Genomic DNA, 21,590 nt, shown 5'->3' with positions numbered 1-21,590 from the left:
GAAGGCACTAAGTTTTTTGGGTGAGGAATTTTTTGATTTTTATGCTTAATTGTGCTATTGTGATATGGGTAAGGTGGATAAATATTAAAATTACGGGTGTGGACGTATTTCATTTACGAAAAAAACCGCGTGTCTTATATTGGCAAGCGGTTTTCTCGCTATTAATGTTTGTGTTCATGTATTTGCCAATTTTGGTACTTGGCTTTTACAGTTTCAATAAATCACCTTACGGTGCTACCTGGCAAGGGTTCACCCTAGATTGGTATCGTCAACTGTTTGGTGATGAGCGAATTTTATTGGCTTTAAAAAATAGTTTAATAGTTGCCTTTTGTGCTGTGGGTATATCGGCGGTGTTGGGAACTTTAATGGCGGTGGGGTTGGGGCGCTATCATTTTCCTGGTAAAGCTTTGTATCGCGGTATTTCTTACCTACCGTTGATTATTCCCGATATTGCGATCGCTGTTGCTACTTTGGTGTTTCTCGCGGCGGTCGCTATTCCTCTGCTTGGCATTTCTTTGAGTGTATGGACTATTGTGGCGGCTCATGTTGTATTTTGTTTGGCTTACATTGGTTTAGTTGTTTCAGCGAGATTGACTAATTTAGATCCCTATTTAGAAGAAGCTGCGTTAGATTTAGGAGCTACACCGATGCAGGCTTTTATCAAAGTTTTATTACCTCAATTAATGCCTGGGATTATCGCCGGTTGTCTGTTGGCATTTGTCTTGAGTTTGGATGACTTTCTTATCGCTACTTTTACTGCTGGTAGTGGTTCTAATACTCTACCAATGGAAATTTTTAGTCGCATTAGAACAGGAGTAAAACCCGATGTTAATGCTTTGAGCGTCATCTTAATTGTAATCTCTGCAACAGTTGCTTTGATCGCTGAATTAATCCGTGCTTCTTCAGAAAGAAAGAGTCAATAGTCAATGGTTAATTGTCATTAGTCACTATTTATTCTCCTCACACTCCTCACCTCCCCATCTCCCCATTGCCCCTAATCCCCACTCCCTATCGGTCGTGGGGGTCCCGAGTTCCCCATCCCCCCCACCTCCCCAACACTAGCGCTTGACAAGAGTGATCGCTTCAGCTATTATCCTCTTCAGAACGGAAAACCGTACGCTCATATTTATTTATATTTAAAAAGTTCTAAGGTACAGATAAACAAATAAATAAAGGGTTTCTTCATCTGTATCACCTTCTGTACGAGCAACATAACAGATGAACTAATACTCATGCTTATTTGTCCACATATCTGTTTTCGATATAGATAGTATTGGGCCTGCTCTCGAAAAGATGTAATCCCTGGCTCGGCTATGCAAATCTGCCAAAATCCCAATTGCTCAAATCCCTTCAATGCTGATGACAATAGGTTTTGCATTAGTTGCGGACAAAGCAACTTTGGTGAATTGTTACGCAACCGCTACCACGTATCAAGATTGTTAGGCGAAGGCGGGTTTAGCAGAACTTATGCAGCAGAAGACATTGATAGACTTAATGCTCCCTGCGTCATCAAACAATTTTTTCCACAAGTTCATGGCACATCTGAACGCACTAAAGCAGCAGAATTATTCAAAGAAGAGGCTTTTCGACTGTATGAACTCGGAGAAAATCATCTACAAATTCCGAGATTATTAGCTTACTTTGAACAAGGTACAAGCTTGTATTTAGTACAAGAATTTATTCAAGGAAATACCCTTTTTGCAGAAGTAAGTCAACAAGCTTTTACTGAAGAAAAAATCCGAGAACTTTTAACTGACTTATTACCTGTTTTAGAATTTATCCATGCGCGCAATGTCATTCATCGTGATATTAAGCCAGAAAATATTATTCGTCGTCAAAGCGATGGCAAACTAGTATTGATTGATTTTGGTGGCGCTAAACAAGTTACGCAAACAAGTTTAGCTAGACAAGCTACAGTGCTTTATACACTTGGTTATGCACCCAGTGAACAAATGGCAGGCTTTGCTTGTCATGCCAGTGATTTGTATGCTTTAGGAGTGACTTGTGCGCGGCTCTTAACTGGCTGTTTACCTGTACGAGATGCTTATGGTCAAATTCATGACCGCCTTTTTGACCCTATGACTTGTAAATGGTTATGGCGGGAAATTCTTGCAGAAAAAGGGATTAGTGTCAGTGAAGATTTAGGAAATATTTTAGATAAATTGCTGAAACATTTAGCCTCAGAAAGGTATCAATCAGCAGCAGAAGTTCTCAAAGATTTAAATCCCCAAAAATCATTTTTTTCATTACCTGTTGTATCTACAACATCGCCAACATTCACGCCACACCAAACCCAATTATCGACAACAATACCACAATCAGTCACACCAGGATTTCCTGCTCTAGAAATTTTTGAATTTGACACAGTAACGGTAGACTCTACAGGTAGGGAAATTAAGCGTGATTATCGCACTGCCAATTACTATACAGAAGATTTAGGGCATGGTGTAACTATGGAAATGGTAGCCATTCCTGGTGGTAGCTTCTTGATGGGTGCAAGTGAAGAAGAAGGAGATGCTGATGAACGTCCGCAACATCGAGTCACCGTCGAACCCTTTTTTATAGGAAAATATCCTGTCACACAAGCCCAATGGAAAGCAGTTGCAGCTTTACCTAAAGTTAAACTGTCTTTAAATCCTTACCCCTCTAAATTCAAAGGTGCTAATCGACCAGTAGAAAATGTATCTTGGCATGAAGCAGTGGAATTTTGTGCGCGTTTGTGGAAAAAAACCGGGCGACATTATCGCTTACCCAGCGAAGCCGAATGGGAATATGCAGCTCGTGCAGGTACAACAACACCTTTCCATTTTGGTGAAACAATTACCTCTGAGTTAGCTAATTGTAGTAGCGGCGAATCTTCAGAAATCAAAAGTAAATATCGCAAAGAAACAACACCTGTAGGTAGTTTTGGTGTGGCAAATGCCTTTGGCTTATACGATATGCATGGGCTAGTTTGGGAATGGTGTGCTGATCCTTGGCATAAGAATTATGATGGCGCTCCTACAGATGGAACAGTATGGGAAGTAGGTGGAGATATGCACCGTCGGGTATTGCGGGGTGGTTCTTGGAGTTTTAGTCCAGAACTTTGCCGTAGCGCCAGTCGCAGCTGGAACGAAGCGGATGGGGGATTACGGATATGTGGTTTTCGGGTTGTGGCGACTTCTTTTGGATAGATTCCTCGAAAGCGCACCACCCGTTACGAACTAATAACTGTTAACTGATTTCATCAGCCTCCTCTACGTAATTCAAAAAATCACCTGGTTGGGCGTTTAATTTTTTACAAATAACTTCAACGCTTCCTCTATCTGGATAAATATTTCTATCCCTCCAAAGCCTAAATGCAGTTGCTCTTGGCAGTCCAGTGATTTGCCAAAATTTGTTGGCGCTGGGGATACCTTTTTCTTTGCCAAATTCTTGAATTCTGTTGATTAGTCCCATTGATTAAGACTACTCCAAGTATAATATTTTTTAATATAATCTATTGATACGTCTTATTTAATGAGATTAAGTTGTAGTAGAGAAGGGCGATCGCACGACCAAGTACCCTCGCCCCGTCTGTTCCTAAACATACATTCAGGACACTTCCATCAACATACATTTAGACATTTTCATAATGCCACAACTTATTTCTCTGTCAAACATTTACAAAAGGATTAATAAATTTAGCTTACATTCGTCAAGTTGATTTTCGGAATTTTAGTCAAAATCGAGTACAGTATACCTGCTTTATCACTTGGAGTAACGGTGAAAAAGAGCTTTTTGTTGGCAAAGATGCTCAAGCTATTGCCCAAACACTGAAAAAAGTCACAAAACGAATTTAAGTATTCATCTAGGATGAGCATTCCTCACCCTACATAATTAGGGAAATATTTGTTACAACAACTAGAAGTTGTGATCGCATATCTTGCACCTCACCTGCCCAATATTCCGCCCGGAATTAAAATTCCGGGCTAATAGCTGAAGTAAGCTTCAGCTTACTCTGAAAAAGGTTATGACCAGTTTTAATCCAAAACTTTAGTTTAGGGCGTGAAGATATAAGTGATCGCATTTACATAGCCTAATCCAATGTTTTTTTACTAATGACCAATGACAAATGAGCAATTGGAAAAACCTACTCGACCTCTTTCTCCAATCTAATTGTCCTTTGTGCCAGCGTTTCACCTCCCAAGAACTATGTCCAAACTGTATCCGTCAACTGCAAAAATGTCATAATCTTAAAACACAGTCTCTGCCAATATTTGCTTGGGGTACATATGGCGGTATCCTCAAACGAGCGATCGCTACAATGAAATACGAAAATCACCCGGAAATAGCTCGTCTGTTGGGTGAATTATTAGCACAAGCATGGCTATCACATCACGGGTGCAGGTGCGATCGTACCTTAGTAGTTGTTCCGATCCCACTTCACGCCCACAAGCTCAAGCAACGCGGCTATAATCAAGCTGCACTCATCGCTCAAAGCTTTTGCGAAGTAACTGGATTACAATTAAAAAAACATGGCTTAGAAAGAATTAAAGTAACTCAGGCACAGTTTGACTTATCTGCATCAGAGCGAGAAAAAAATTTAAATGAAGCCTTTGGATTAGGGAAAGACTTTTGTCTGCGTCCAAAAACCCCAGTGTTATTATTAGATGATATTTACACTACAGGAGCAACTGCCAGGTCTGCTATACAGACACTTCGTGAAAGTGGGATAAGTGTTTATGGTTTAGTAGCAGTTGCAATCACTGTGAAATCAGCCAACAGCGAACATTTATCACCCTGATAACTGATAACTGAATTATGCATGGGCAAGCTGTGCCAGAGACAACTATAATTGAGCCAATCACGCTTAGTTTGTGGGAAAACTTTTAGGGATGAGAAGTCAGGCTTTTGTAGTAAGTTTAAAACAGATCGCTTTCATTCCTGCCTCTATGCTGGTAATTGGTGTAAGTTCAACAGCAGCTTTTGCTCAACTTAATAAGTTGTATAACCCAATTCCTCTACCTGGCAGTTATGAAGTTTCCGATACGCTGTCAGAAAAAGATATTCCCACAGGTCAGGGTGGATTTGCCCGTGATTATATGGTGACTCTGAAAAAGGGCGATAATCTAGCAGTTGATCTCAGTTCTGAAAGCTTTGACAGTATTGTTACTTTACTGGCTCCAGACGGCACGACAGTAGCAGAAAATGATGATGGCCCTGATGGTACCAGTAATTCCTTGTTATTTACTCGCATTACCGAACCTGGAACGTACATTGTTCGCGTCCGATCTTTTGGCGAAACTGGAGTAGGGGCTTTTAAACTTAAAGTAACGCGCTTGCAACCAGTCAAATAATTTAGGATTTAGATTTGAGCCTCTAAGTAGTAATCTATCCCATTAACTTTAATTGGCTGTGAGATCCCCGACTTTTTAAAAAAGTCGGGGATCTGGCCCCTCGCAATCCCTGAGAACTAATGATTATAAATAACACTCATTCGCGCCAGCGTAATATATAACAAACACCTACTTGATTTGTTTCTATCACTATATTTGGTTGCTATAAATGACTTTTACTTATCATCGCACTGTTCGCTTTCAAGATACTGATGCTGCTGGTGTAGTTTATTTTGCCAATGTTTTAACTATTTGTCATGAAGCTTACGAAGAATCTTTAGAAGCATCTGGTATTAATCTTAAGGAGTTTTTTAGTAACCCAACAGTAGCTTTTCCGATTGTTCATGCTAATGTTGACTTTTTTCGTCCAATGTTTTGTGGTGATAAATTAATCGTTAGTTTAATGCCACAAAAACTGAGTATTGAAAAGTTTGAAATCAATTACGAAATTGTACTAGCAGATGTAATGGTAGCTAAAGCATTTACTAGGCATGTTTGCATTGATGTCACTAGCAGACAAAAAACAGAATTACCTCAGCAGATGATTGAATGGTTAGAAGTAAACGCACCAGATGCAGAGAAAGCAGAGAGAAGAAAATCGAGAGAAGCGATTTGAAAACTTAAAATTCTCATGTATAAAAACTCCGCTTTCCTCTACCCTATTTCTGCGTCCCCACTAAAGCTTTGAAGTTCCCTCCGGGACACTGCGCGTAGACGCCCGTAGGGCGGCTTCTCGTAGAGTAGACCTAAGCCCTACCTCACACATCTTTGTGCGTTTCAAAATGCTATCTAATACCAATTCAAATAATGTTTGCGACAGATAACCCCACCCGCCTAAGGCACTCAGGGGAGGGTTCGGGTGGGGTCTTATGTAATCCATGTGTTGTATTCTTTTTTCAAATTGGTATAATACCAAGTTCGGCTAATTGCTCACAATATTATGCTTTGGTGTTGGTCATTGGTTTTTTCCATTACCAATTACCTATTACCTATTACCAGCCCACGCGACAGTATAAGTATTTCAGCGAATATGATATAAAGCAATTTCCTGTAACTGCTGTCGGTTAATTTTACCTTGAGAGTTGCGGGGTAACTTTTCAACAGGAATCCAGTGTTTAGGAAGCTTAAATTTACTGAGTTTATCTTTGAGTAAATTTTGAATTTCTGCTATAGAATAATCTAAGTTTTTAGGAACATAAATAGCTGTTACAGCTTGTCCCCAATATTGATCTGGAATACCCACAACACAAACATCACTTACCATTGCAGTTGCTTTAATTGCCGATTCTATTTCTGGAGGGTAGACATTTTCTCCGCCTGTGATGATTTTGTCGCTGTTACGTCCTACGATATTTAAATAACCTTTGTTGTCTATGAAGCCGATATCATCTGTAGAAAAAGTAGGGACTGGGGGCTGGTGGTTAGCAGCTAGGGGATAATAACCAAGTGCTAAAGATTCTGCTTGAATGGTGATATTTCCTGTTTGGTTAGTATTTAAAATATCGCCTTTGTCATTGCAAATTAAAACTTTGGCATGAGGAAGAATTTGACCACTATTAACTTTACCATTGATAAAATCGTCTGGTTTGAGTGCGGCAATTTGAGAAGCAGTTTCTGTCATACCATAGGTGAGAGCCAGGCGGATTTGGTAATATCTCGCTTTTTCTAAAATTTCATCCCAAGCTGGTGCACCTCCTAAAAGGACTGTTTGAAATTGGGACAGCCATGTTGTTAAATCTGAGTTTTGCAGCAAGCTTTGTAGCTGAGTTGGTACTAAAGAGATGAAAAATTCTCCTGCTTCCAATTGATTTAATTGATAATCTGCTAATTTTTTAAAAGCTGAAATTACCAATTTACCACCAGTAGTAAAACAACGCAGAAATTGCATCAAACCACTGACATGATATAAAGGTAATACACAAAAAGAATTGACTTTTTCTAGTTGAAAATATTCTGTAAAACCGCGTACTGAAGCTGTGAGAGTTTCCCAGGTATGAACAGCAAATTTAATCTTACCTGATGAACCTCCAGTAGGAACCATGATAGGTGGGTAATTGGTAATTGGTAATTGGTAATTGGTTTTGTTATTATCGATGACCAATTCCTTATAACTAGTTCCCCAAATAATATCTGGCTGGACTAAATCAAATACTTGTTCCCATTCCTGTTTTGCCCAATTAGGATTACAAAGAAAAATAGGACATTTTGCACTAACAGCAGCGAGAAAACCTGCTAAAAATCGTACGGGTTCGCGTTCGGCTAAAATGATTTTTGGTGGTGTTTGCCAGTCGGAAAATTGTGTTAACTCTAGATAAAATTGTTCAGTTAACTGTGCCAGTTGATCACTGCGATCGCACACCAAAGTAAAATTCCCTAAAAACTCCATTTTGGTTGGTTGTTAGTTATTGTAGAGACGTGCCATGGGACGTCTGTACATTGGTTAGTGGTTAGTAGTTAGTGGTTAGTGGTAATTCCTCCACCTCTCATACTCCTCATACTCCACCCTTACCTTAAGCCGAAGAAGGTGCGTCTACACTCCCCCACCTCCCCACCCCCTCTTCCTCAACAAAATAATGATCAACACCAAAACCCATCGCCCGGTTGTATCTGGATAATTCTACTGCTATTTGCAGGGCAGCTTTTCTACCAATAGCGGTTTCAAATACAGAAGAAAACACCGCATCAATTTCATGCTGCTGGCAAAATTGACGTAGGCGAGACGGGGAACCGACGATTCCTGGTTTAATGACGAAAATTCCTCGCCAACCTTGTTGAAAGCAGTACTTTAGCTGTGGGAGTGTAGCAACAGACTCGTCTAAAGCGATCGCTGTTTGATAGCGTTGACTCAACTCCAGCATTACCGGAAATTCATCTACAGATAGGGGCTGTTCGAGAAATTCAATATTGGCTTTGCAGCGATCGCAACTCTCCAACCACAACTTTGCTTGTTCTTGGTTCAATCCACCATTAGCATCTAATCGCAGTTTTGCAGAGGCTGGTAAGCTTTGCGTGAGTAAATCTAAAATTTTGAGTTCAACAGGCGTAGGATAAACCCCGATTTTCCACTTAAAAGTAGAATACCCCTGCTGCCACAAATTTTCCCACGCTTGTAGTGCTGCTTCTCCTGCGGGTAGTAAAGCGCTGTGAGTCATGGGGAGGTGGGGTGATGGGGAACTCGGGGGCCCCACGACCGACAGGGAGTGGGGATTAGGGGCAGTGGGGTGATGGGGAGAAAGAAGAATTCTTTTGTCTCCCATTCTCCAACTATTCCACTCTTTCATTTCCCATAGTGCTGATTCAAATCCAAATTGACAAGCTGGTAATTGATCGGGGATAGAAAAAATTGTTTCTTCTGTAATTTCTTGTGGTAGGTGACAACAAAAATCCCAAGCCTGTGCTAGGGTTTCGGAACCAAACCAGCTAATCGGCGCTATTTCTCCCCAACCTACTTTGTTAGTTTCGTCTGTGAGGCGAAGAATTATACCTTCACGGATCTCCCAGACACCGTGACTAGTAGCAACCCCGCGCACAAATTTTCTTCGGTAAGGACGAAAGTCAAATTGATAATTCACTACCTCTAGATCAAATAAATTTCGTCATTTGTAATAACAAATGACCAATGACTAAGGACTAAGGACAATCACCACGAGTCAGTTTCAAAATCAAATCGCGTTGTCAAAGCAGAAATCCCACACCAAACAGCAAGCAACACCAAAAATGGACGGCGACGGCGATGAATTTACAGTTACTAACTTGTTCTGGGTTGTGATGATTTTGCTGGACGTGGCGACATAACTTGATCGCGAAGGGTAAACTCACCCAACTCAGTAATGTCCATGGGGGGAAAACAGCTGCAAGTACAAATACCAAGGTGAGGGCGTAAATGCTAGCAGTAAACCAACTAAGGAGTTGTGCGCCTCTTTGAGTTCCCAAACGGACGATGGGCGATCGCTTCCCTGCGGCTAAATCGTCTTTAACCTGGTGAAAGTGCGAACAGTACAAAATCAGAGTTGTGGCGATACCAACAATCGCTGAAGCTGCTAAATTCTGTATTGACCAACTTTGAGTTTGGCTGTAGTATACAGCCGCCATGCCAATTGGCCCAAAGGCAAAAAAGCACAAGATTTCACCCAAACCCTGGTATCCTAAACGAAAGGGAGGCCCTTGGTAAAAGTAGCCCAAAGCACAACAGACTAGAATTAACCCAATTACAGTCCAGTCATGCTGCCACCAAGCGATCGCTAGTATTCCCAGCAAGCCTAAACATAAAAATATATTTCCTAACCAAAATATTAATAGTTTGTTACCTGTTAAGTTCACCAAAGAATGATGTTTATTTTGATCAATTCCTGTTTCAGAATCAAAGACATCATTGCTGAGGTTTTCCCATGCCAAAATCAAAATTGCCGCAGCTAAAAAAACAGAAAAAACAGTCCAATTCCAAATTTTCCTTTCTGCATATGCAACAGCCGTTCCTACCCAGATGGGCATAATTGCAACACTGTACATCGGCGGTTTTATTGCCGCCATCCATAATTTATTTTTGGCATTCTTTTTGGGATATGAAATCAGATTTGTAGTCATCATTCGCACTTAATTGTATTATCAGCACTTTCTTCTGTCCAAAATTTCTGGTCTTATCCAAGCTATCTACAGGTAACACCTCAAGAAAGATTTTTCTACGTCTGCGATTAATTTCTTATTAATGGCCACAATCTGCACCACAAAGCTAGGTCTTACCACACATGGTATTGCAAAACCATAATTTGGCAGAGCCAACACGCTGGTGAAACAGCGACTGTTTGTGTTACCTGTAGAAATACGACCATGATTTATCACTGTTTAGGAAGATTACTTCAAAAAAATTTACTATTTTTAGATCCATGACAGTTTCACCATGTGCCGCTGACTTTTGTGTATATAATAGGGAACTATACCAATTTCTTGTTGCTGCTCAGCGGAAGAGTATCAAAAATAATTCCACTCAAATTGCCAGTATTTCGCTGGAAATTAACTTGGTTGACCCCTTAGTAGTACTGAATAAACTGGCACAACCACATCAACTAAATTTTTATTGGGAAAACCAGAGCAAAAAAGAAGCGATCGCTGCAATTGGTGCTGTAGCAAAATTACAACTACAGGGAAAGGAACGGTTTAGCAAATCTGAAGGATTTATCAAGTATTGTTTAAAAAACATAATTAATTTTGCCACCACAGAAAGAACTTTTTCCAAACCTCTGTTTTTTTGTGGTTTTAGTTTTTTTGATATCAATAAACAAGAAAATTATCCATTTCCAGCAGCTACGGTTTTTCTTCCTCGTTGGCAAATAGCCGTAAAAGAAGAATGCTGTATCTTAGTTGCTAATTTTAGCATCCATGCAGACGTCAATATTGAAAAAATATTGCAGATTCTCTGGAGAAAAATTGAAATTATTCACTCTTGGGAATTTTATTCCCCTCACCAAAATTTTCAAGAGCCAAAGTTTAGTAAAAAATCCGTTGCTAATCCAGAAAAGTTTAAAAGTTCGGTATTGTCAGCATTAGAAACGATTCGCTCTACCCATGTGAGTAAAATTGTGCTAGCAGATGCACTAGACGTTAGATCCAACACCCCATTTGATTTATTTAATTCCTTGCATAACTTGCGACAGCTACATCCAAATTGTTATATTTTCTCTACAAGTAACGGCAAAGGACAAAACTTTATTGGTGCGAGTCCAGAACGTTTAATCTGTATTCACAACCAACAACTGATCACCGATGCTTTAGCAGGTAGCGCAGCACGGGGTAAAACACCTGCGGAAGATGCTACTAACGCCGATCGTTTACTCAACAGTGAAAAAGAAAGACACGAACATTCCCTAGTAATTGACTTTATTACTCAACGCCTCTCACAACTAGGTTTATTACCGCAAATATTACCGCCCCGCTTACGACAATTATCTAATATTCAGCATCTATGGACACCTATTAGCGCCATCGTTCCCGATGAAGTGCATCCCTTAAAGATAGTTTCCCAACTGCATCCCACACCAGCAGTTGCAGGTACTGCACCAGATGCAGCCTGTGTGGAAATTCGGCGTTACGAAAGCTTTGAGAGGGGTTTATACGCCGCACCCTTGGGATGGGTAGACGCAGATGGTAACTGTGAGTTTATTGTTGGTATTCGTTCCGCACTTATAGATGGCGATCGCGCGAGACTTTACGCAGGTGCTGGTATCGTAGCAGGTTCCGATCCTGAAAAAGAACTTGCAGAAATTCAACTCAAGCTGCAAGCGTTACTCAAAGCATTAGTTTAATAGGACTGGGTTTAAGGGAAAGAACATAATTAGAAATCAAAATATAAGTAAATCAGTAGGTATTTACTTTTTCCCTACACCCTGACACACCTAAACTTTCATACCCCTACTTTGAAAATTCCAGGCGATCACATCGTACTTATTTTTTATCCTGTGTTTTTTTGAACTGCGAACATACAACACAATTTTAAAATCGAACATATCAAAGTATTAGTAAAATCTATCATAAGTATTTATCGCCTTCTCCACAGCCAAAAGTGCCAAACTGGCAACTAAGCCTACTTTTTTTTATTTATTATCTCAGGTAATATATTGAATAAGCTTAACCAGCGGTGCTAAAACCATTACCTACCATTTACCGTTTTACATTTTAAATTACGTAACAACGTAGAAAGCACAATAACATCAAATAACCAATCTATGCTGTTTCAGAATTGATTGTGCTTTCCTCATTTACTCATGTAACTCACATATATTTGAACAACACATTTTCTTTGTGTCTTTGGTATGGGCATTGGCCATGGTAAAATCATCAGTATTTTAATTACCAATTACCCATTACCAATTACCTATTACCAGCCCACGCGACAGTATAAACATTCAAGCGAACATGATCTTATGCCAAATCCTTGTGAGTAAAAGATTTGGCATTAGCACCAGTATAATTAGCAGCAATATGACCATCACCTGTTAACTGGTACTTGTATGTAACTAATCCTTCTAAACCAACAGGACCACGAGGTGGCACTTGTTGAGTACTAATTCCAACCTCCGCACCAAAACCATAACGGAAGCCATCTGCGAAGCGAGTAGAACAGTTGTGGTAGACTCCAGCAGAATTTACTAATGCTAGGAAAGTTTCAGCCGCCTTTGCATTTTCAGTGATGATCGCATCGGTATGTTTAGAACCGTAATCATTAATGTGAGCAATCGCTTCTTCTAAAGAATCTACAATTTTAATTGCCAAAATCAAATCGCTGTATTCAGTTTCCCAGTCTGTTTCTGTGGCTAATGGGAGACTTGGTATAATTTTGCGGCTGCGTTCATCGCCTCTTAGTTCAACATTTTGGGTTTGCAAAGCCTCAGCAATTTTTGGTAGAAAATCCTGGGCAATTTCAGCATGAATTAGCAAAGTTTCGATGGCATTACATGCAGCCGGATAGTGAGTTTTGGCATCAACAGTTATAGTAATTGCTTTCTTGAAATCAGCAGCTTTATCTATATAAAGATGACAAATGCCATCCGCATGTCCTAGTACAGGTATGCGGGTATTTTCCTGCACAAACCGTACAAAAGAGTTAGAACCTCGAGGAATAATTAAATCTACATATTTATCTAGTTTTAAAAGTTCTAAAGTTTCTTCTCTGGTTGTTAATAACTGCACTACATCTGGGTTAACAGCAGTTGCTGATAATCCCTGTTTAATTGCTTTGACTATGGCTTCACAAGAACGAATCGCTTCTTTACCACCTTTGAGAATCACGCCGTTACCCGACTTAATTGCCAAAGCTGCAATTTGAATTGCTGCTTCTGGACGCGCTTCAAAAATTACGCCTAAAACTCCCAATGGACAAGTGATGCGCTTGAGAATTAAACCTGTATCTAGTTCGCGGTTAATTTGTACTGCACCCACAGGGTCGGCAAGTTTGCCAACATCTCTGACTCCTGCGATCGCATCTTTTAACTTATACTCATCTAACTGCAAGCGTTTATAAAGTGGTTTGGCAATACCTTCAGCAGCAGCAGTTTGACAATCAGCAACATTCGCTTGTAGGATTTGATCTTTTGCTGATTCTAAAGCTTGAGCGATCGCTTCGAGCGCTTGATTTTTTGCCTCCGTTGATGAAACTGAAAGCTTAAGTGCTGCCAAACGGGTTTTTTTAGCTATTGCAACTAGGTTTGATGAGTTATCACCAGAAATATTCATGCCACACAACAACCTAAATATATACCGTTTTCCAATCGTATCAACTCAGGGCAAGGAGAAGGGACAAATTTAGATCTGCCAAATATCAAATTTATAAAAATTGAAACACCATCTACTGAGTCAAAATCAGTGAGTTAGATCACTAATATTCTGTGAGTTTTTGTATTAGTATTAATTGGTTACTTGCTTGATAATTAAATTTACTTTTTATCTCAGACCGGATGTCGCATTATTAACTTATTTTATTTTCACCAAAACTTCCTTATCTTCCACCTTGGCTGTGTAGGTAGAAAGAGGTTTTTCTGCTGGTCCATTTGTCACTTTGCCATCACTGGCAAACTTAGAACCATGACAGGGACATACAAAAGAACTTTGGTCTTGATTCCATCCCACAACACAACCTTTATGAGTACAAGTGGGGTTGACGGCTATTATCTGGCTAGTATTATTAGGATATTTAACGATTAACACCTTACCAGCAGCAGTTTCCCCGTTTAAGAGTTGACCGTTTTTCTCTAAATCTGCGACCGTGCCAACTACTTGAAAACCATCAGCACGAGGAGGAGTAGTAGTCACTTGGGATTTGGTTTCCGAAGAACAAGCCGCAATGACTACAGGTAGAGAACTAGCTAAACTCCCCACACCCACCCAACCGATAAATTCACGACGATTCATAAGCTATTTTTCAGTGGTTTTTAACTCTGGCGCAGTCACGTTGCTTTCGCGAGTAGCCCCCATTATCCGTATTACTGTACCATGATTATTCTGGTAACTTTCCTCCCTCAGCAAAAACTACAAGTTCGGAGCAATGGAAGCAGCTAGTAGAGCGGCTTTAAAGAGTATGCTACCCATCGGGGCTACCACTAACCACCAACAACCAACAATCAACCACTAACCACTAACTAACTGTGGTTGTCCCCAAATAATCCGTTCTTGCTTGTAAATAGCAATTCCCGGTTTCGCTCCTTTGGGTTTATAGACATACTTTGGTTGAGTGTAAACTACTGGCACTTGGTCGCTTTGACGAGCGCGACTGTAATAAGCACTCAGATTAGCAGTAAATTGTAAATCTGTTTCGTCTGGAACAGCACCGGGTTCTAGTCTTAGTAGTACATGGCTGCCTGGAATTTCTTGAGTGTGAAACCATAGGTCATAATCATTAGCGATACGGAACGTTAATTGATCATTCTGCCGATTATTACGGCCAATCAAGACTTCAAAACCGCTTGGGGTGCGGTAATGATGAAAATTATCAGTGGTTTCGTTTGTACTACGACTGCGATATTCTTGATCTTCTAAATACTGTTGTTGAATTAACTCTTCACGAATTTCTTCTAAGGCTTGCAAATCTGTTGCTGTTGTGTAATTCTCGATTTGAGCGATCGCTGCTTCGACTTGTTCTAAATATTCGATTTCGGCATTCACTTCTGCTAAGAGTGGTTCAACAGCAGCACGAGCGCGTTTGAGTTTTTGGTGCTGTTTATAGAGATATTGGGCGTTTTGTACAGCAGTTCTATCTGGTTCCAGGGCAATTTTTACTGGTTTCCCAGTGTCAAAGTCAGGAAGGCTAATTTCCTTCATCCCTGGTTTCCACTTTTGCAGGTATGTCATCAACAAATCAGCCTGAGTGCGATATTCATCGGCTTGATCAGATTGGTGCAAGCGTTGCTCAAAAGTTTGTGCCTTCAACCGCAATTTTTCTAAAAAATTACTGACTTTCTGAGTCAGTTGATGCCGTAGTTGAGAGAAAGTTAGTTGATTGAGTTGATCTGTGTAGTAGCGGTTCAGTAATTCTTGAATATCCTCTGCTGGTTCAATTCCACCCCAGCCGAGTACTGTGTATCCTTCTGTTGTCCAAGCTGGTTGAAATTTTTCCTCTGCTAAAGCTTGCAACCATTCTTGCCAACGTGCAAAAAGTCTCTGCCAATCTTGGGGTGTCAGGTTATCAGTGTTTGTTTCTGGATCTATATTTGCTGCCAAAAGCATTGACTGTACCAATGCTGGAGAAACACCACGATAGTTTTTTAACAACTGTCGCTTAATTGCTGTTGGTATTAAACTGATTCGTTCTTGCCAGCGTTGTTGAGATTCGCTCAAACTAGGTATAGCGTTAGTTAGACTGGGTGGTGTTTCATAAAGCTGTCCAGTCAGGATCGGACGGACGCTCGATTTTTGTTGGTTAACTTGGTGAGCAGCAGTAATGATCATGTTATTCGCATCCGTGAGAATAACGTTACTGTATTTACCCATAATTTCTACATACAGGTGATACAGAGGTTCTTCTCCCGGACGACGAGCAAATTGCAAATCAACAACGCGTTCCCAAGGTGCGATCGCCTCAATTGCTACTAACGCCAAATTACCCAACTGATGAACTAGTTGCTGACTAAAGGTAAATGTATCTGGTAATCGCGGTGGTGGATCGCCGATGTGCAGACGCGCTGCTTGGGGATGCCAAGAAATCTCTAGCCAACCGCGCTGTTTGAGGGTACGTAGCGCTATACAAATAGTATAGCGATCGCGCTGATAAACTTGTTCCAAGCGCGATGGCAACCACTGAGCGCGGATGTCGCTACAAACAGCAGTAAGAGTGGTAAAGTCGAATGTTTGCACAACAATTTTTCGCTCAAGTAACTTCGATGGTTTACACAGCTCTTGAAAACAAGAGATGCACACCGAATAAAGATATCTCTATCGGTATGCATCTTTTATGTTAACGGCAATTGAGTTTTAGGAAAACGTCAATTCAACATCACAATCCTCTTAATACTGTTTCAAAAAATGCTGGATACAAATCCTCCCCCTTGTCTTCCTTGTCCCACTAGTTGCCGAATTTATCAGACTTAAAGTGAAACGATATTAGACTTGTTGAGTTTGTTTGTTTCTTTTACTGCACCCCACACCTGCAATCCCAGCTAAGAAAATAGCACCGACTGTAGCAGGTTCTGGTACGCTCTGGGGAGAAGTGCCAACTTTGATTTGATATGCCAAATTAGAACGGCTAGGTGCTGCACCAGTCCAACTCATGGAAACTTTGCCAGTAAGTCGGAAAGGAGTAGATATATTGCTGAGTCGGAGATAGTCTATATCACTACTACCTTGACCAGTAGAAGATAGACCTCCAATATTAAATATGTTCCCTAGTAAATTTCCATTTTGATCTAGGCTTTGGATGACGAAGTTGCTGAGCATCATAGTGCTGTTGTTAGCAGCACGAGTACGGAAGAAAATATCTGTTACAGAACCACTAAAAGCTGTGCTAGTGAGGGTCTTACCTCCAACAATGTAATCAACATGAGTACCTGTATACTCTAGAACTAAATCGTACAACGTACCATTTCCCCAGACAAACTGATCTTGAGCAACAGGTTTACCAGCTAAATTCGGATCAGGATCTCTCACATCTCTATTAATACCTAATTCACGCTCAGCAGTATTTGTACTGTTATTACCAATTCGTCCTTCAGCAACAAAAAGTTCTTTAAACTGGTTGCTGTCAAGCATGGCATTAAAATCGTAATCATCAAAATCTGTATCCGTATCTTGAGATACTAAAGGGGTAAGTGTAAAAGCCTTTGCTGGGTTAGCTGCCATCAGTAAGCTAAGCGTTGCTATTCCCAAAATGAAAATAGATTTGCTGTGGTTTACAGATTTATTCAAATAGCGCATATTATCTCCTAACTTGCGATTTTTCTGTAGCTGTATATAGGAAGATTTACACCCTGAAATCATTGATTGAGATTTATGCCTAAGCAAATAAGCAAAAATTTTTTGCCTCAACACACATAAAAACAAGCAGCACAAGTTTCCGTATATTTCTCCATCTTTATACTTTGTGCAAAATATTTTTTGCAGTTATTACAACTTACAATCAAGTCTTATAAAATGTCTAATAAAAGTATTTCAGTTTACAGAAATTTTGGAAATTAATAAAATCTTTTCAGTAAGTGGTGAGAATACTGAAAATTTCCAGAACTTTAGATATCTTATCTTGCAATTATTTTTATAGCTTCTCTGTAAAAATACTTGACCGACTTGGTCAGAAGGCAGAATTTAAGAGGCAGAGTTCATAAGGTTTTATAAAGTTTTTTGGTCAACATGACAGCCTTTCGAGCAATAGTAGGATATAAGTCCCTAAATTGATTTATGGAAAAGGAAAAAAGATTTTTTGCCAGACGCATAGCCCAAGAAAAAAGGGGCTAACAGCAAAAATCCACTTGAATTATTGAACAAAAAAATCTCCCATCGCGATCAAAAACATCGGAATGAAAGACAAGATGAGATTATACTAATGAGTAAATGGCAATGGCAAAAAATTACTTCTGAGCCATTGCCAATTACCCATTGTTAATGAATAAAAATTCTATGAACTCAGTAATACTGGTTCTTGATCTTGAACTTTTAGTTGCAATAATTGAGTGTATAGTTCACTGAGTTGAGTCGCCACACCATTCCAACTAAATTTGCTTTCAACTCTCTTTCTACCAGCTTTACCTAACTGATCTCGCCATTGGGGATTGGCCAGAATTCGGTCAATTGCTACAGCAAAAGCATCTTCATCTTGTGGTGGCGCTAGCAAACCGGTTTCTTCAGGTACGACTGTAAACTGAAGTCCACCAACATCACTGGCTACTACTGGTGTATTGCTAGCCATTGCTTCTATTGCTACTAGTCCAAATGGTTCATAGTGACTGGGAACAACGCAAACATCAGCAGCAGCATAGTAAGAAGGTAGAATTTCCTGACTCAGACGTCCGGTAAAGATGGTGAAGTCGCTCATTCCCAATTCGTGAACAATACCTTCAATTCGTTCACGTTCCATTCCATCGCTTTGACCAGGACGACTTCCACCACCAATGATCAGCTTGAGATGTTTATCACCACGGAATTGAGATTTTCCAACAGCACGCACTAAGGTTTCTATACCTTTACGGGGGTCAAAACGCCCCACATACATAACTACTTTGTCTTCGGGGTTAAGCCCTAACTTAACTCTTGCTGCTTGCTGACTAATACAACCAAACTGCTCAATATCAGTACCGCAGGGAATGATATCAATGTTACCTTTTGTGGAAACAAGCGATCGCATATGTTCTTTCTCCTGTGGACTTGTTGCCACAATCCGTTCTGCTGTTTCCAATACCTCTTTTTCCACTGCTAACCGTGTACTGGCAATTAGAGGAATAGTCTTGATAGTGTTATATTTGACTGCTCCTAATGAGTGGTATGTATGAACCTGCTTGCTGCCTTGAATTTTCTTTAACTGCATTCCTACCCAGCTAGAAAGCCAGTAGTTTGTGTGAATTAATGGGTAAGTAATCCCATTCTCTCTTTGGAATTTGAGAAAATTACCCACGAATTCTGGCAAATTTCCAAATAAATTGTCTCTAGGCACAAATTCCACAGCACCCGCTTCTAATCGTATTGTTCGACAATTAGGACGATGTTGAACAATGGTGTCTTGCTCTGTGCTTACTTTGCGAGTAAACATATCAACTTGCCACCCCAGCTGGGCTAGTGCTTCACCCACCTGGCGCACATAAACGTTTTGCCCTCCAGCTTCTTCTTTGCCTATTTCAATTGCGGGGTCGCCATGTACTGAAATCAAGGCAATGCGTTGTTCAGTTCTAGAGTTCATAGTCTGTTGGTTTTTGAATTGAACGAGGTATCAGGCAAGTTTGAGATTTCGCCTGCCTTTGTACCTCAATCATGTGGAAAGTTTAAGTAATCTTTATTTTAATTTAATATGTCTAAGATTTTTATACATCTTCTGCCAAAAGTAATCTGCTAAATTACATATTTCTATTCGTTTTGTTTATATATGGTATCTATAAGCAAGGTTAGGTTTTTTACCGAAAATTACTAAGATTGCGTTGCATCTATGAAGATGATTAAGGTGATTTATAGTCTTGTTTATGAGAAATTAGAATAATAGTTATTTGAAATATTAATAATATCAGTATTTTTACTTAGTGTTTATATGACAGCATGAATTTTGTATAGGTTGTAGACTGGCACATGAACACCGCAGTACTTCCTGGATCAGTCTTGCACTCTTACACTAAAAGTTGCAGCTACACATACAAATCTCTGAAGCTCCGAGTCTCACTATCACTTTCGGAACTGACGCCAACGGAAAGCTCTGCACCCATACGGGAAGTCGCTTTGCGCCTATAGACTTTTCTCCACCTTTGTAGGCTAAAACTCTTGACTTTGCCTTAGTACGCGTCGGCAGACTTGGTGTATATAGCCGCGATTTCTAATCGCTAGGACTAGATACAAGAGCTTGAATTATGAAACTTGAATAAATGATAAGAATAAATTATAGATTATGCAGATATTAATATACCTAATATATCTACCTAGAGGCATAGATTCTTCCTATGCTCAATCATAGAAATAAGTATTTAGACAGAATTAATTCCACATATTATTTTTCTATTGCCTATTGCCCTAGTCAGTACTAATGAGTAGTTGCTGTAGCAAAATTAAAAAGCAATCGTAAGTGATACAGACTTTCCGTCTAGTAAAATAACCTTATGCAATTAGAATTCATTCCCGTTGAAGAGTTTTACTTTGCTCTTACTCTAGCAGTTCGCACACTGGAAGACATAGATAAACCCGGTTTGGTAGAACAAGTGCGATCGCGACTTTTGGCAGAATGTGGACAACCCTCAACTGTTGCTCCTGGCAAACAAAACACATTTAATTACGTGTTCAGAGTCAAAGGCGCAGATAACACTCCTGCACCTAGTCTGATAGTCTCTATTTCAGATTGGCAGGATAAACTACGCTTGAGTAGCGATTATGGCTGGATGTTAAATCAACAACGTAAGCCAATTCGTACAGAAAAACACGAACAACGTTCACAATTCAGCCAAAATTTGCGATCGCACTTACAAACATGGCTGCATATTCCTCTTGAATAAGTAGATGTCTCAAACTGCAACCTATCAGAGGCATGAAAATCATTTTTTTAGCTTTTTCCAGCCCCTAGCCCCTATTTTTCAGATAGCCTAGGGGTAGATGATTAAAAATTAATTCAAAGCAATTTTGAATTTTTAATTTTTAATGACTTCTACTGGTGGATTAAGTTGTAGTTTGTGCAGCCAGCATTTGTTTAAGTTTTTCCAACTCAGAAGCCCAGCGTGGATCTGGACGAATAGCTTCTGTATCGCCACCTGCTGGGACACTTTCTTTGGGACTACCACCACGGCGAGGCTTCTTAGATTTTTTGTTTTCTCTAGGTGTGCTAGCACTAGCGTTACCACCAGCTTGATTAGCAGCTTTGGGAGCTGATTGTTCTTCATTATCCTCTCCCTTAGTACGAGGTAAGGCCTTTTCTAATTTAATGGGAGAGTCTTTGAACAATTGACCATTGTATTTTTCAATAATTTGGTCTGCTTGTTCGTCATTATTTACCGTGAGAAAACCAAAGCCACGACATTTGCCGGTTTTGCGGTCTTTAATCAGTTTAGTGGTGACAGCATCACCCTCTTCTGCAAAAACTGCTTGCAGTTCTTGACGATCTATTTCTTCTTTAGGCAAATTGCCTATATATAGGCGAACAGACATGAACTAACCTCCAGAGTTAATTGAAAAACTACTAGGCAAAAAACAGTAATTTGGTTTCGGCTTTTGATAGATGCTATTGAATAACAATGCCACAAACCTACTTTCTTACTCCAAACTATTAACCTATTACAATACTGTTTTTTCCCAAGATTAAGCCTGTTGAATACAAAAGCGTACACTGCGCTAACAATACCTTTATTCTAAGAATTTATGAATCTTACAACTTACTGCTTACGACAGGAAATGACTTCAACGCCCTTGTTCCAAAGAATTAAACACCATTTCTTACATTATCACGGTATTTTCTACGTAGCTAGCTTAGGACGGACATTTCCGACTATTGCATGAGAGCATCGTAGCATAAAATACATATTTTTTTGAAGTTTGACTTTTTGGAAACAAAAACCAGCCATAGGCTGGTTAATTTGCTGC

17 protein-coding genes are annotated in these 21,590 nt (G+C 39.9%); 7 read left to right on the top strand and 10 right to left on the bottom strand.

The genetic code is table 11. From position 1 onward, the window contains the following. The first annotated feature begins 41 nt into the window (after positions 1-41). On the top strand, positions 42-923 hold the full coding sequence (locus tag UYK_RS0112150; RefSeq protein ID WP_009459004.1) for an ABC transporter permease: 882 nt from the start codon (positions 42-44) through the stop codon (positions 921-923). Positions 924-1,313: 390 nt separating this feature from the next. Continuing rightward, entirely contained in the window at positions 1,314-3,173 is a 1,860-nt protein-coding gene (locus UYK_RS0112145) for a bifunctional serine/threonine-protein kinase/formylglycine-generating enzyme family protein (protein ID WP_009459006.1), read from the top strand. Positions 3,174-3,213: 40 nt separating this feature from the next. Here the strand turns inward: UYK_RS0112145 and UYK_RS0112140 are convergent, their stop codons facing one another. Further along, complete coding sequence (locus UYK_RS0112140) at positions 3,214-3,438, bottom strand: helix-turn-helix domain-containing protein (protein WP_009459008.1); 225 nt, start codon at positions 3,436-3,438, stop codon at positions 3,214-3,216. Between the two features lie 655 nt (positions 3,439-4,093). Here UYK_RS0112140 and UYK_RS0112135 point away from each other — a divergent pair. The 3 genes from UYK_RS0112135 to UYK_RS0112125 all read left to right on the top strand — a co-directional run bounded on the left by UYK_RS0112135 (position 4,094) and on the right by UYK_RS0112125 (position 5,973). Next, the gene (locus UYK_RS0112135; protein ID WP_009459010.1) at positions 4,094-4,765 is read left to right on the top strand and encodes a ComF family protein; all 672 of its coding nucleotides are present in this window, start codon (positions 4,094-4,096) and stop codon (positions 4,763-4,765) included. A 91-nt stretch (positions 4,766-4,856) separates the two neighbouring features. Continuing rightward, entirely contained in the window at positions 4,857-5,318 is a 462-nt protein-coding gene (locus tag UYK_RS0112130; protein ID WP_009459012.1) for a PPC domain-containing protein, read from the top strand. Positions 5,319-5,526: 208 nt separating this feature from the next. Beyond that, the gene (locus UYK_RS0112125; protein WP_009459014.1) at positions 5,527-5,973 is read left to right on the top strand and encodes an acyl-CoA thioesterase; all 447 of its coding nucleotides are present in this window, start codon (positions 5,527-5,529) and stop codon (positions 5,971-5,973) included. A gap of 405 nt (positions 5,974-6,378) precedes the next feature. Here UYK_RS0112125 and UYK_RS0112120 read toward each other — a convergent pair whose 3' ends face one another. From UYK_RS0112120 to menA, 3 genes are all read right to left on the bottom strand, one after another. Then, positions 6,379-7,743, bottom strand: coding sequence for a 2-succinylbenzoate--CoA ligase (locus tag UYK_RS0112120; protein ID WP_009459018.1), 1,365 nt, complete (start codon positions 7,741-7,743; stop codon positions 6,379-6,381). A 124-nt stretch (positions 7,744-7,867) separates the two neighbouring features. Next, the gene (locus UYK_RS0112115) at positions 7,868-8,929 is read right to left on the bottom strand and encodes an o-succinylbenzoate synthase (protein ID WP_009459021.1); all 1,062 of its coding nucleotides are present in this window, start codon (positions 8,927-8,929) and stop codon (positions 7,868-7,870) included. 103 nt (positions 8,930-9,032) lie between these two features. Then, positions 9,033-9,941: a 2-carboxy-1,4-naphthoquinone phytyltransferase gene (gene menA / locus UYK_RS0112110; protein WP_016871474.1), complete on the bottom strand. Its 909-nt coding sequence runs from the start codon at positions 9,939-9,941 to the stop codon at positions 9,033-9,035. A gap of 299 nt (positions 9,942-10,240) precedes the next feature. Between menA and UYK_RS0112105 the strand changes: the two genes are divergently transcribed. Further along, a complete protein-coding gene (locus UYK_RS0112105) occupies positions 10,241-11,656 on the top strand; it encodes an isochorismate synthase (protein WP_009459025.1) in 1,416 nt (471 codons plus the stop codon). A 616-nt stretch (positions 11,657-12,272) separates the two neighbouring features. On the opposite strand, the gene UYK_RS0112100 is transcribed toward UYK_RS0112105, so the two are convergent. From UYK_RS0112100 to UYK_RS0112075, 5 genes are all read right to left on the bottom strand, one after another. Further along, entirely contained in the window at positions 12,273-13,583 is a 1,311-nt protein-coding gene (locus tag UYK_RS0112100) for a glutamate-5-semialdehyde dehydrogenase (protein ID WP_009459030.1), read from the bottom strand. Positions 13,584-13,820: 237 nt separating this feature from the next. Further along, complete coding sequence (locus UYK_RS0112095; protein WP_009459031.1) at positions 13,821-14,258, bottom strand: QcrA and Rieske domain-containing protein; 438 nt, start codon at positions 14,256-14,258, stop codon at positions 13,821-13,823. A 216-nt stretch (positions 14,259-14,474) separates the two neighbouring features. Beyond that, positions 14,475-16,196, bottom strand: coding sequence for an Rqc2 family fibronectin-binding protein (locus UYK_RS0112085; protein WP_009459032.1), 1,722 nt, complete (start codon positions 16,194-16,196; stop codon positions 14,475-14,477). Between the two features lie 246 nt (positions 16,197-16,442). Further along, a complete protein-coding gene (locus UYK_RS0112080) occupies positions 16,443-17,252 on the bottom strand; it encodes a choice-of-anchor W domain-containing protein (RefSeq protein WP_009459033.1) in 810 nt (269 codons plus the stop codon). Between the two features lie 694 nt (positions 17,253-17,946). Further along, a complete protein-coding gene (locus UYK_RS0112075) occupies positions 17,947-19,221 on the bottom strand; it encodes a glycosyltransferase family 4 protein (RefSeq protein ID WP_009459034.1) in 1,275 nt (424 codons plus the stop codon). 901 nt (positions 19,222-20,122) lie between these two features. On the opposite strand from UYK_RS0112075, the gene UYK_RS0112070 reads away from it, so the two are divergent. After that, positions 20,123-20,512: a hypothetical protein gene (locus tag UYK_RS0112070; RefSeq protein ID WP_009459035.1), complete on the top strand. Its 390-nt coding sequence runs from the start codon at positions 20,123-20,125 to the stop codon at positions 20,510-20,512. Positions 20,513-20,672: 160 nt separating this feature from the next. Here UYK_RS0112070 and UYK_RS0112065 read toward each other — a convergent pair whose 3' ends face one another. Next, positions 20,673-21,158, bottom strand: coding sequence for an RNA recognition motif domain-containing protein (locus UYK_RS0112065; RefSeq protein WP_009459042.1), 486 nt, complete (start codon positions 21,156-21,158; stop codon positions 20,673-20,675). Positions 21,159-21,590: the final 432 nt, after the last annotated feature.

Source organism: Fischerella thermalis PCC 7521 (assembly GCF_000317225.1).
In the GTDB taxonomy this organism is placed as follows: Bacteria; Cyanobacteriota; Cyanobacteriia; order Cyanobacteriales; family Nostocaceae; genus Fischerella; species Fischerella thermalis.
The sequence above is the reverse complement of the archived record's forward strand: the minus strand, read 5'-3'. Positions and strand labels throughout refer to the sequence as shown.